Below are 11,540 nucleotides of genomic sequence, written 5' to 3'. Positions count from 1 at the left end.
CGCCCCGCCTTCGGCAGCCCGTCTGACGGCAGCGCGCCGCGGCCGCTAGAAGATCTTCCGAAGTGATCTTCGGATCATCGCGAGGTCAGGACGGGTCCACCACAGCGCCCGCCCCGTTTCGCCCGACGCCGCAATAGCTAAAGCCGTGGCGTGCGGCGCTCTCGGGATCATAGATATTGCGCAGATCGACCAGGACGGGCGCCGATCCGCCGGACGCCATGGCCTCGCGCAGCCGGTCGAGATCGAGCGCCCGGAAGGCGTTCCATTCGGTGACGATCACCAGGGCATCCGCGCCCTCCGCGCAGGCATAGGCGTTCTCGGCGTAATCCACAGCCGGCATCAGCACCCGCGCATGCGCCATGCCCTCCGGATCGTAGGCGCGCACCGTCGCGCCCGCATCCTGAAGGCCCGCCGCGATCGCCAGCGACGGCGCGTCGCGCATGTCGTCCGTGTCGGGCTTGAAGGTCAGGCCGAGGAGCGCCACCGTCTTTCCCCGCACCGAACCGCCGCACGCTCTGATGATCTTGCGCGCCATGGCGCGCTTCCTCTGGTCGTTGACCGCCACCACGGTCTCGACCAGCCGTAACGGCGTGCCGGCGTCCTGGGCGGTCTTGACCAGCGCCAGGGTGTCCTTGGGGAAGCACGAGCCGCCATAGCCCGGGCCGGCATGCAGGAACTTGGTGCCGATCCGGTTGTCCAGCCCGATGCCCCGGGCGACCTGCTGCACGTCGGCGCCGACCTCCTCGCACAGGTCGGCGATCTCGTTGATGAAGGTGATCTTGGCAGCCAGGAACGCGTTGGCGGCGTACTTGATCAGCTCGGCGGTGCGGCGACTGGTCACGAGGATCGGCGCGGCGTTGAGATAGAGCGGGCGGTAGACCTCGCGCATCACCGCCTCGGCCCGGGCCTCCTCGGTGCCGACCACGATGCGGTCGGGGCGCTTGAAGTCCGAGATGGCCGCGCCCTCGCGCAGGAACTCGGGGTTGGAGGCGACGGCGAAGTCCGCCGACGGGTTGGCCTCGCGGATGATGCGCTCGACCTCGTCGCCGGTTCCGACCGGGACCGTGGACTTGGTGACCACGACGGTGAACCCCGAGAGCGCGCCGGCGATCTCACGGGCCGCGTCGAACACGAAGCTGAGGTCGGCGAAGCCGTCGCCGCGGCGTGACGGGGTGCCGACCGCGATGAACACCGCGTCGGCCTCGGCCACGGCCTCGCGCATGATCGAGCGGAAGGCGAGCCGGCCCTGGCGGACGTTCTCGGCCACCAGCGCGTCGAGCCCCGGCTCATAGATCGGCATGCGGCCGGCGTTCAGGCTCGCGATCTTGTCCGGGTCGCGGTCGATGCAGACCACGCCGTGGCCGAAATCCGCCAGGCAGGCCCCGGATACCAGGCCGACATACCCGGCCCCAATCATCGCGATCCGCATCCGGTCCTCTCGGCAGCTCGGCCCCGACTTGCTGCAATGCAGCATGGTCCGGGCATCACGGGGGTGCAACCCGGCCCAGCCTGGATCGTCTCCAGCCTGTCGCCCGATTGCAACACACGGGAAGGGTGACTGTTTTTTGACGGTCCGGCCGCGGCGGCGAATCGGTCCTGCGCCGGCGCCGCGGTTTTCGGGCCGCATCGCCGCGCATCGCGCTTTCTTGCTCGCATTGGCGCAGGAGCGGCTTCGCAGTGCCGATGCCTTCCTGTAGAAGCGCCACCGCCCGACGGGCGCAGGCGCAATCCCGCCCTCAGGCCCTGACCCAAGTATCGGCGAAGGATCGGCGAAGGACCGCGATGACCGAACTCCCCAACGTCCACGTGCGCGCCGAGGTCCTGGCCCAGGCGCTGCCCCACATGCAGCGCTACGACCAAGAGATCGTGGTCATCAAGTATGGCGGCCACGCCATGGGCGACCGGTCCGCGGCCGAGGATTTCGCCGAGGACATCGTCCTTCTCGAGCAATCCGGGCTGAAGCCGATCGTCGTCCACGGCGGCGGGCCGCAGATCGGCAAGATGCTCGACCGGCTCGGCATCCAGTCCGAGTTCCGCAACGGCCTGCGCGTGACCGACGAGGCCACCGTCGAGGTGGTCGAGATGGTCCTGGCCGGCCTGATCAACAAGCAGATCGTCGGCTGGATCTCGGCCGAGGGCGGGCGGGCCATCGGCCTGTGCGGCAAGGACGGCAACATGGTCCGGGCCAAGCGGGCGATGAAGACCGTGGTCGATCCGGAAAGCCATCTGGAGCAGACCATCGACCTCGGCCTCGTCGGCGAGCCGGACCATGTCGAGCGCGGCGTCCTCGACGCGGTGCTCAAGGCCGAGCTGATTCCCGTGCTCGCGCCGGTCGCCTACGGGGCGGATGGGCAGACCTACAACGTCAACGCCGACACGTTCGCGGGTGCCATCGCGGGGGCGCTCCGGGCCAAGCGGCTGCTGCTCCTCACAGACGTTCCGGGTGTCCTCGACAAGGACAAGAAGCTGATCCCGGAACTCACCGTGGAGGATTGCCGCCGCCTGATCGCCGACGGCACCATCACCGGCGGGATGATCCCCAAGATCGAGACCTGCATGTACGCGATCGAGCGCGGCGTGGAGGCGGTCGTCATCCTCGACGGCAAGGTCAACCACGCGGTGCTGCTGGAGCTGTTCACCGATTACGGTGCCGGCACGCTGATCCGGCGGGGCTGAGCACCGGCCGCGGCAGGGAATCGTGCGGGGCGGCAACCTCCGTCCCGCACGCGCATTGTCCTGCTCCCGAGCGGCCCGAATCGGCCAGGGTTGCGAGCTTGACCGCAACGGTCCAGACTTGCCTTCCAGGGGACGAATCCAAAGGGATACGGTGCATCACCCCGACAAGGCTCAGTTCACCACGCCCGGCGCGCGCGGGTTCAGCGATGTCGACACCTGGGTGTTCGACCTCGACAACACGCTCTACCCGAGCGACGCCCGGGTCTGGCCGCAGGTCGATGAGCGAATCACGCTCTACGTGATGGGGCTCTACGGGCTCGACGGGATCTCGGCCCGCGCCCTGCAGAAGTACTTCTATCATCGCTACGGCACGACGCTGAAGGCGCTGATGGTCGAGGACGGGGTCGATCCGCACGACTTCCTCGATTTCGCGCACGACATCGATCACTCGATGATCAAGCTCGACAAGGATCTCGGCGACGCGATCGAGCGGCTGCCGGGGCGCAAGCTGATCCTGACGAACGGCTCGCGCCGGCACGCCGAGAACGTGGCGGCCAAGCTCGGCATACTCGATCATTTCGAGGACGTGTTCGACATCGCGGCGGCCGATTTCGTACCAAAGCCCGAGCGCTCGACCTACGAGCGCTTCCTGAAGGCGCATGACGTCGAACCGACCCGCGCCGCGTTGTTCGAGGACATCGCCCGCAACCTCGCAGTGCCGCACGACCTCGGCATGGCGACCGTCCTGGTGGTGCCCAAGATCATCGATCCCTATCGAGAGGCGTTCGAGCAGGAGGCGGTGCGCGAGCCGCATATCGATCACATCACCGACGACCTCGCGACGTTCCTGTCGAACTGCGTGCTGCCCGAGGCCGGCGCCGTGCCGGCCTGACGGCCATCCCGCGTGGGCTTCGCAACGGCAATCGACAAGCCGGGGACGATCCTGTAGAGAGCCGGCCAACTCACAACAGGATCGCCGAAATCCTGGTGCCGGCCGCCCATGAGGGGCGTCACGGCGCGACGGCTGGAGCTATGCCATGAACATCATCGAGCAGCTGGAGCGCGAGGAAGTCGCGCGCCTGGCCAAGACCATTCCGGATTTCGAGCCGGGCGACACGCTCATCGTCAACGTCCGCGTGAAGGAAGGCGAGCGCACCCGCGTCCAGGCCTACGAAGGCGTCTGCATCGGTCGCCAGGGCGGCGGCCTCAACGAGAGCTTCACGGTCCGCAAGATCTCGTACGGCGAGGGCGTGGAGCGCGTCTTCCCGGTGCATTCCCCGATGATCGATTCGATCAAGGTGGTCCGCCGCGGCAAGGTGCGCCGCGCCAAGCTGTACTACCTGCGCGACCGGCGCGGGAAGTCGGCCCGTATCGTCGAGCGCACCGACCGCTACAAGACCAAGGAAGCCCCGGCCGCAGCGCCTGCCGCCGCCGAGTGATCGCGGCAGGGTCGGTCTTCACGGCTGGCCCTCCACCGCACGTCTTGGATCGAGGCCCGTTCCGATGCATCGGGGCGGGCCTCTTGTTTGCGCGCGATCACGCCGCCCGCAGATTCCGGTGCGCGAGCAGCCACGGCAGAACGCAGGCGGCCGACACCGCGATCGACAGGGTGTAGGCCAGCACCGGATCCATCGCCCCGAGCGTCGCGTGGACGACGATATAGAAGGCCAAGACGCCGAACGCCCCCTGGGCGCTGCCGCGCACCACGTCGAGCGAGGCACCAACCCCATCTTGCAGCCGGGCGAAGACGATGAGCGGCCAGGAGATGATCGGGATCGGCGCCAGGACGCCGCTCAGTCCCGGTCCGAGCAGGGGCGCCAGGGTCGAGACCAGCAGGACCAGCGTCGTGGCCGCCGCCAGCCGGGCCGGCATGTCCCAGCGCGGCGGCCGGCGGGCCGAAACACCGGACGCGGCGCGCCGCCGGCACAGGGCGACGACGAGCGCCATCGCCGGGAGGTCGATCGCCGTGGCGAGCCACAGGCCGGGCCGGACGAGCCCGTGCAGCACGGAGCCGCCCAGGACGAAAGCCGCCAGGGCGAGGCCGATGGACGCGACGGCGCCCATCCGCGGGGCGCAGAGGGCGTAGGCGAGGTAGCAGAGCGTCACCGCCCCCAACCCCTCCACCGAGCCGATGGCCGCCTCGGCGGCGAAGCGCTCGCCCTGCTCGACCGTGAGGTAGATCGAGATCGGCGCTGAGGTCAGCGGCAGCCCCGAGAGGACGCCGCCGACGAGGCTGCCCCAACGGCGCGCCGCCGCCGAGACCGCCCACATCAGCGTCGGGGTGATGGCGATCTTGGCGGCGATCAGGCTCATGACCGGTCTCGGGCCGGCTCAGGCCGCCGCGGGCGGGCCGTCATCCTCCGGCCCGGCGGGCGAGTTGAGGATGTCGTCCAGCTCATCGACCAGCCGGTCGATCTGCTCCTCGGTGGCGAGCACCTTCAGAACCTCGCCGGTCTCCGTCTCCACGGCCAGCTCGATATGCGGCCCGACCCGGGCGGTGAGGATCCGAGCCAGGATCTTGATGGCGCTCATGCGACTGTTTCCTCCGCGGCGATGAGGCCGACCGCCACCGCCGGCCCACAGGTCGAGATCCAGTCGCGCGGGCCGGCGATCCGGTCGTCCAGAAGATCCACCAGCGGCACGGCTCTGCGGCCGAGCCGGTCCGCGAGGCGCTCCCCCAGGAAGGCCCCGGCCCCGCAGGTGATCAGGGGGGCCGTCTCGGAACAATCCGGCCGGCCGAGCACAATCGCGGCCGCGTCGTGCAGCAGGCGCAGCTGCGCCTCGGCGAAATACCCGGCCAGCGACACCCAGGCCGAGCCCGGGGCCTCCGCCCGGTCGCGCCCGACAATCCGGGCGAGCCGGGTCCCGCTCTCGGCGACCGACTTGCCCTTGCGGTCGCCGCTCGTCTGCTGGTCGGCCCCCTCGGGGAGCAGGCCGAGGATCCGGTAGGCGTCCGCCATATGGGCGAAGGTCTCGGTCATCAGCCGGGTGCGCCGGCCGGCAAAGGGCGCGTGGTCGGCGAGCGCGATCACCGGCGTGCGGACCACGCCCGTGTAGACGAGTTCCCCCGTCTCCAGCCGCTCGGAATCGCTGTAGCCCGCCGCTGCCGGCCGCCCCCCCACGATCGGGATCAGGTCGGTGGTGGTCGAACCGATATCGACCAGCAGCGCGTCCGGGGCGATCCGGCCGGCGAGCGCCGCGGTGGCGTGCCAATTGGCCGAGGCCACCGCGGCGGCAACCTCCGCGGCCGCCTCCGGGGCGACGAAGCCGGAGCGGCCGGCATAGATCCGCGCGGGTCCATCGAGATGCGCCGCGGCCCAGCCTGCGAGCGCGGCCACGCCGGCCCGCCGATCGGCGAAGCAGTCGGTCAATTCGCCCGTCATGGTGACCGCGTGCCGGGCCTCCGTCCGGGCCCAGTCCGGAAGCCGCGCGAGGGCCTGATCGAGGGCCGGCAGCCCCTGCCAGAGGGGGCAGGGTACCTGGACGGCCGCGACCACGCGCCCGGCCTCCACCAGCGCGGCCTTGACGTGAACCCCGCCGAGGTCCCACCCGATCGTCTTCAGGGATGGTGAGAGCATGGGACCGCGATGAACGCCTCGATGGACCACGGATTCGGGCGCCCCGGCTTCGCGGTGATCCCGGTGCTCGATCTCCGGGGCGGCCGCGTGGTGCGGGCGCGCCGGGGCGAGCGCTCCTCCTATGCCCCGATCGAGACGCCGTTGGCAAAGGGGTCTGCGCCCGACGCGGTGGCGCGCGGCCTGTGTGACGCCTGGCCGGCCAAGATCCTCTACGTGGCGGATCTCGACGCGATCATCGACCACGCGCCGCCGGATCTGGTGGCGCTGACGGCGATCGCCCGCGCCTGCCCGGGCGTCGCCCTGTGGGTGGATGCGGGCTTCGCCGATCCGGAAGGCGTCGCGGACTTCCTGACGACCGGCCTCGGCCGGCCGGTGATCGGCAGCGAGAGCCAGGCGGATGCCGGCCTGCCGGCGCGATTCGGAGACCGCGCGGTGCTCTCCCTCGACACGCGTGGCGCTGAGCGCCTTGGCCCCGCCGCCCTCCACGACGACCCGTCGCTCTGGCCGCCCGAGGTGATCGCCATGACGCTGGCCCAGGTCGGCGCCGGCAGCGGCCCCGACCTCGCGGCGCTCGGGGCCCTGCAGGCGCGGGCCCCGGATCGCCGCCTCTATGCGGCGGGCGGCGTGCGCGGGCCGGACGACCTGCGGGCGTTGCGCGAAGCCGGGATCGCCGGCGCCCTGGTGGCCTCGGCGCTGCACGACGGCACCCTGTCACGGGCCGACGCAGCGAGTCTGGCCTGACGCTTCCGGCGGGCACGCGGCGCTGATAAACCCTCGGCCGACAGCCACATCGCGCGAGCGTGCAGACGATGGACAAATTCACGACCCTGGAGGGCGTCGCGGCGCCCATGCGGACGATCAACGTCGACACCGACCGGATCATCCCGGCCAAATACCTGAAGACGATCAAGCGGACCGGGCTCGGCAAGAGCCTGTTCGCCGAGATGCGCTTCCGCGAGGACGGTTCGGAGAACCCGGATTTCGTGCTGAACCAGCCGGCCTACCGGAACGCCAAGATCCTGGTCGTGGGCGACAATTTCGGCTGCGGCTCGTCCCGGGAGCACGCGCCCTGGGCGCTGGCCGATTTCGGCATCCGCTGCGTGATCTCCACGAGCTTCGCCGACATCTTCTTCAACAACTGCGCCAAGAACGGCATCCTGGCGATCACCGTCGCCCCGGAGGATCTGGAAAAGCTGTTCGAGGACGCCGAGCGCGGCGCCAACGCCACCCTGTCGATCGACCTGGACGCGCAGACCATCCGGGGGCCGGATGGCGGCAGCCTGCATTTCGAGATCGAAGCCGGACGCAAGCACAACCTCCTGAACGGACTCGACGAGATCGGCCTGACCCTGGAACGCGCCTCGGCGATCGACGCCTACGAGCAGAAGCTCGCACAGCGGGAATGGGCCTGAGCGGATGAGCCACGGGCCTCACCGTTCTCTGGCGAGGCCCGGCCCTTGAACTGTATCCTTGAAGAGATCCCAAAGGGCTCGGCCCAGCCCTTTTAAGGTGTTTGTGGGCGCATGGGGACAGAGGCCAAGCGCGCGCTCCTCCCCAGGCTTACCCGGGATCGCTCAAGCTTGTAGGGAGGCGTTTGGGATTTGCAGATCCCGGGTGGGGGTGGCGCAGACTGCACCGGGGCGCTCCATCCTGCACCACCCCTGGCCCCTCCCCACAAGGGGAATGGGAAAAGACGCAGCTCTTTCAGTACGTTAGGGCCGATGATGGCGGCCTTTGCCGCCGGCCAAAACACCTTGAAAAGGCTGGGGCTCGACCGTTCGAAACCGTTGTCACGCCGCCTTCACATCGGCCAGGAAGGTCGCGACCGCGCGGCCCAGGTCGTTCGAGTACTGCGAGAGCCCCCGCGCCGCGCCGAGCACCTGGGAGGCCGCCGAGCCCGTCTCGCCGGCGGCGCGCTTGACCTCGCCGATGTTGCTGGTGACCTGACCCGTCCCCGAAGCGGCCTCCTGAACGTTGCGCGCGATCTCCTGGGTGGCGGCGCCCTGCTGCTCCATCGCGGCGGCGATCGCGGTCGAGCTGGTGGCGATCTCGGCCACCGTCCGGGCGATCGACTGGATCGCCCGGACCGCGTCGCCGGTCGCCGCCTGGATCTCGGCGATCTGCGCACCGATCTCGCCGGTGGCGCGGGTGGTCTGGGCGGCGAGTTCCTTGACCTCGGTGGCCACCACCGCGAAGCCGCGGCCCGCATCGCCGGCCCGCGCCGCCTCGATCGTGGCGTTGAGCGCCAGCAGGTTCGTCTGGCTGGCGATGTTGGAGATCAGGGCGATCACGCTGCCGATCTTCTCCGCGGTCTCGGCCAGGCTCTTGACCGCGCCGTCGGTCTGGACGGCCTCACGCGCCGCCGCGCCGGCGGCCGCGGCCGCGCGGGAGACTTGGCCGTTGATCTCACGGATCGAGCTCGACAGCTCCTCCGTCGCCGCCGCGACCGTGTTGACGTTCGTCGAGGCCTGCTCGGCCGCGCTCGCGACCGCAAGGGCCTGCACGTCGGTCTCCTCGGCGACCCCGGTCATCGACTGGGCCGTCGCCTCGAGTTCCGTGGCGGCGCCGGCCAGCGCCTGCGTCAGCCCCGAAACCTGCGACTCGAAGCCCTTGAGCGTCGCGTCGAGATGCGCGACGCGGCGTGCCTTGGCCTCGCTCTCCTGTGCGGCCGCCGCATCGGCTGCCCGCTTGGCGATCAGCGCCTGCTTGAACACCTCGACCGCCGCCGCCATGCGGCCGATCTCGTCGGTGCGGTCGCGACTCGGCACCGCGACGTCGAGCTTGTCGTTGGCCAGGTCGCCCATCACGTCGGTCATCCGGCGCGTCGGGATGGCGATCAGGCGGGTCAGCGCGTACGCGCTGCCGACGGCGCTGCCGAGCAGGACCAGGAAGATGATCACCATCGACAGGTAGGAGACCGAGAACGCCTCGGCCGCATCGGCCTGACGCGTCTTCAGCAGAGCGCGCTCCGTCGCGTCGCTCTCCGCGACCTCGGCCCGGATGCCGTCCATGAAGGTCTTGCCGCCGCCGGCAGCCGCACGGGCCCGCGCCTCCGCCTGCGTGGCCGCCTGCCCCATCAGACCGATCTCCGGATCCGCGACCTCCGCCTGCCAGCGGCGCGCCAGGTCCTCGATGCGTCCGACACGCGCCTGCTGGGCCGCGTTGTCGGCCGTCAGGGTCCGCTGGCGCTGCGCGGCCGCCGCGAAGGCCTGGGCGCCCTTCTCCACCGGTTCGAGGAACTTGCGGTCGCCCGATATCAGGTAGCCCCGCACACCGGTCTCGCGATCGATCATGCTGGAGAGCAGGAGCGCGTTCACGCTCAGAACGTCGTAGGTGTGCTCCGACCATTCAATCGATTTTTCGATAAATGACAGCTTTCTATAGTTGAAAGCGCTACCAATTACTGTAATAAAGATCAATATCGCGAAGCAGGCGATGATTTTTTTGACGATCGACATCACTAATGTCCGGATTTGAAGATATGATTCGGTTGCCCAGATACGAAGTTCGCATCTATAAATGAACAAAATTTCCAAGTCCAAAAAAATCAGATTCGTTTTAATTGGAAACGCTGCCGTGGCGCGGGCGCTCAAATCAATGTCTCGGGATCGTGCCGCCTCTGCTGCGCGGTGCGGGCCGGGACTCTGCGCCGATCGACGACGCCACCTGTTCAAGGATCGATGCCCGGGACTGTGGACACGCGTCTTCCGGCGCTGGAGACGTGCATCAAGACTTTCCTGTGCATCCCGCGTGCGGACCGAAACGGCCCGGTCGCGTGTCCGCCCAACGTGAGCTGCGCTAACGCGCGGTTAACCCTGGTGCTGCCTGATTCGGCCGCTACACCAGGGGCGACATACGGGAACGCCAGGATGCGCCATCAGTGCTTCGGGCCGGGCCTCGCGCTCGGGTTCGGTCTCCTCTCCGTGAGCCAGCCGGCGCGGGCGGATTTCGACGGTTGCCTCGCCGGCATCCAGACCCAGGCGGCAGCCGCCGGCGTGTCCGCCCAGACCTTCCGGTCGGCCACCAGCGGCATCAGCTACGACGACAAGGTGATCGAGCTGTCCCAGGCGCAGCCCGAATTCAAGACGCCGATCTGGGACTACATGGCGGCCCTGGTCGATGACGAGCGTGTCGAGGACGGGCGGGCGGCGATGCGCCAGAACGCGGCCGCCCTGGCGCAGGCCGAGGCGCGCTACGGCGTCGATCGCTACACGATCGCGGCGGTCTGGGGGGTCGAGTCGAACTTCGGCAAGAACCTCGGCAAGATGCCGCTGGTCCAGTCGCTCGCGACCCTCGCCTGCTCCGGCAACCGCCGCCGCGACTTCTTCCGCGGCGAATTGATTGCCACGCTGCGGATCATCGAGCGCGGCGACATCGCGCCGGAACGGCTCACCGGCTCCTGGGCGGGGGCCTTCGGCCAGACCCAGTTCATGCCGACCACCTATCACCGCCTCGCTGTCGACGGTGACGGCGACGGGCGGCGCGACGTGGTCGATTCGGTGGCCGACGCGGTCGCGTCCACGGCGAACTTCTTGCACGTCGCCAAGTGGCAGAACGGGCAGGTCTGGGGCTACGAGGTGAAGCTGCCGCGCGGCTTCAGCGTCGCGTCCGCCGGGCGCAAGAACAAGAAACCGGTCGCCCATTGGGCCTCGCTGGGCGTGACCCGCATGGACGGCCGCCCGCTCTCGGGGGAGGGGCCCGCCGGGATCATCGCGCCGGCCGGGATCGATGGTCCGGCCTTCCTGGTCACCAGGAACTTCGACGCGATCTACTCGTACAACGCCGCCGAATCCTACGGCCTCGCCATCGCGGTTCTGTCGGACCGGCTGCGCGGGAAGGCGGGTGTCCAGGCGGCGTGGCCGACCGACGATCCGCCCCTGTCCCGGGCCGAGCGGCGCGATCTCCAGACCCGGCTGGCTGCCCGCGGCTACGATGTCGGCGAGCCGGACGGCAAGGTCGGCCAGAAGACCCGCGACGCGATCAAGGACGTGGAGCGCCGCCTCGGCATGACCCCGACCGGCCGCCCCGGCGGCAAAGTTCTGGAAGCGCTGCGCGGCAGCTGATGGCTTCCAAGCTCCGGTCAGCCCACGCCCCGGACCCTTTCCCGGGCGCAGGCAGCGTAAGCCGAATGCGAGACCCGGGACCCAGCACAAGACGTCGCGAAGCGTCCGCCTGGATCAACGCGGGCCGCTTGCGCTGCGCTTCCTGCGCTAGGTCCCGAATCAGGTTCCGCTGGCGCTCCACCTGTCCGGGAAAGGTGGGGCGCGTCAGCTAAGAGCATACCGC

General features: G+C 69.5%; 11 protein-coding genes. 6 read left to right on the top strand and 5 right to left on the bottom strand.

Annotated features, from left to right (window positions below):
- Positions 1-85: 85 nt before the first annotated feature.
- The gene (locus OXS49_RS04040; RefSeq protein ID WP_267422018.1) at positions 86-1,429 is read right to left on the bottom strand and encodes a UDP-glucose/GDP-mannose dehydrogenase family protein; all 1,344 of its coding nucleotides are present in this window, start codon (positions 1,427-1,429) and stop codon (positions 86-88) included.
- A gap of 353 nt (positions 1,430-1,782) precedes the next feature.
- Here OXS49_RS04040 and argB point away from each other — a divergent pair, with 353 nt between their 5' ends.
- From argB to rplS, 3 genes are all read left to right on the top strand, one after another.
- A complete protein-coding gene (gene argB, locus OXS49_RS04035) occupies positions 1,783-2,676 on the top strand; it encodes an acetylglutamate kinase (protein ID WP_267422015.1) in 894 nt (297 codons plus the stop codon).
- A 151-nt stretch (positions 2,677-2,827) separates the two neighbouring features.
- Complete coding sequence (locus OXS49_RS04030; RefSeq protein ID WP_244004055.1) at positions 2,828-3,568, top strand: pyrimidine 5'-nucleotidase; 741 nt, start codon at positions 2,828-2,830, stop codon at positions 3,566-3,568.
- Positions 3,569-3,713: 145 nt separating this feature from the next.
- A complete protein-coding gene (gene rplS, locus OXS49_RS04025) occupies positions 3,714-4,115 on the top strand; it encodes a 50S ribosomal protein L19 (protein ID WP_243927726.1) in 402 nt (133 codons plus the stop codon).
- A gap of 97 nt (positions 4,116-4,212) precedes the next feature.
- Here the strand turns inward: rplS and OXS49_RS04020 are convergent, their stop codons facing one another.
- The 3 genes from OXS49_RS04020 to OXS49_RS04010 are packed head-to-tail and all read right to left on the bottom strand — an operon-like array spanning position 4,213 to position 6,254.
- Positions 4,213-4,989: a hypothetical protein gene (locus tag OXS49_RS04020; RefSeq protein WP_244004058.1), complete on the bottom strand. Its 777-nt coding sequence runs from the start codon at positions 4,987-4,989 to the stop codon at positions 4,213-4,215.
- An 18-nt stretch (positions 4,990-5,007) separates the two neighbouring features.
- Entirely contained in the window at positions 5,008-5,208 is a 201-nt protein-coding gene (locus OXS49_RS04015; RefSeq protein WP_244004060.1) for a hypothetical protein, read from the bottom strand.
- Positions 5,205-6,254 (bottom strand): hydantoinase/oxoprolinase family protein, encoded by a 1,050-nt coding sequence (locus OXS49_RS04010; protein ID WP_267422011.1) that lies wholly within the window; start codon positions 6,252-6,254, stop codon positions 5,205-5,207. The genes OXS49_RS04015 and OXS49_RS04010 overlap by 4 nt, the downstream gene beginning before the upstream one ends.
- 21 nt (positions 6,255-6,275) lie before the next feature.
- On the opposite strand from OXS49_RS04010, the gene OXS49_RS04005 reads away from it, so the two are divergent.
- Positions 6,276-6,995: a HisA/HisF-related TIM barrel protein gene (locus OXS49_RS04005; RefSeq protein ID WP_267422008.1), complete on the top strand. Its 720-nt coding sequence runs from the start codon at positions 6,276-6,278 to the stop codon at positions 6,993-6,995.
- Between the two features lie 68 nt (positions 6,996-7,063).
- Complete coding sequence (gene leuD, locus OXS49_RS04000; protein ID WP_244004067.1) at positions 7,064-7,666, top strand: 3-isopropylmalate dehydratase small subunit; 603 nt, start codon at positions 7,064-7,066, stop codon at positions 7,664-7,666.
- Between the two features lie 378 nt (positions 7,667-8,044).
- Here leuD and OXS49_RS03995 read toward each other — a convergent pair whose 3' ends face one another.
- Positions 8,045-9,712 carry a CHASE3 domain-containing protein gene (locus tag OXS49_RS03995; RefSeq protein ID WP_267422005.1) on the bottom strand — a complete coding sequence of 556 codons (1,668 nt, stop codon included), beginning with the start codon at positions 9,710-9,712 and terminating at the stop codon, positions 8,045-8,047.
- A gap of 411 nt (positions 9,713-10,123) precedes the next feature.
- Between OXS49_RS03995 and OXS49_RS03990 the strand changes: the two genes are divergently transcribed.
- Positions 10,124-11,317 carry a lytic murein transglycosylase gene (locus OXS49_RS03990; protein WP_267422004.1) on the top strand — a complete coding sequence of 398 codons (1,194 nt, stop codon included), beginning with the start codon at positions 10,124-10,126 and terminating at the stop codon, positions 11,315-11,317.
- Positions 11,318-11,540 lie beyond the last annotated feature (223 nt).

The organism is Methylobacterium sp. GC_Met_2, from assembly GCF_026540795.1.
GTDB lineage: Bacteria > Pseudomonadota > Alphaproteobacteria > Rhizobiales > Beijerinckiaceae > Methylobacterium.
This window is presented reverse-complemented; position numbering and strand designations above follow the sequence as displayed.

Coding starts and splice junctions, on each gene's coding strand:
- OXS49_RS04010 (WP_267422011.1), bottom strand. CDS start 6,254: ATGCTCTCACCATCCCTGAAGACGATCGGGTGGGACCTCGGCGGGGTT.
- OXS49_RS03990 (WP_267422004.1), top strand. CDS start 10,124: ATGCGCCATCAGTGCTTCGGGCCGGGCCTCGCGCTCGGGTTCGGTCTC.
- OXS49_RS04015 (WP_244004060.1), bottom strand. CDS start 5,208: ATGAGCGCCATCAAGATCCTGGCTCGGATCCTCACCGCCCGGGTCGGG.
- OXS49_RS03995 (WP_267422005.1), bottom strand. CDS start 9,712: ATGTCGATCGTCAAAAAAATCATCGCCTGCTTCGCGATATTGATCTTT.
- OXS49_RS04040 (WP_267422018.1), bottom strand. CDS start 1,429: ATGCGGATCGCGATGATTGGGGCCGGGTATGTCGGCCTGGTATCCGGG.
- OXS49_RS04005 (WP_267422008.1), top strand. CDS start 6,276: ATGGACCACGGATTCGGGCGCCCCGGCTTCGCGGTGATCCCGGTGCTC.
- OXS49_RS04020 (WP_244004058.1), bottom strand. CDS start 4,989: ATGAGCCTGATCGCCGCCAAGATCGCCATCACCCCGACGCTGATGTGG.
- rplS (WP_243927726.1), top strand. CDS start 3,714: ATGAACATCATCGAGCAGCTGGAGCGCGAGGAAGTCGCGCGCCTGGCC.
- leuD (WP_244004067.1), top strand. CDS start 7,064: ATGGACAAATTCACGACCCTGGAGGGCGTCGCGGCGCCCATGCGGACG.
- argB (WP_267422015.1), top strand. CDS start 1,783: ATGACCGAACTCCCCAACGTCCACGTGCGCGCCGAGGTCCTGGCCCAG.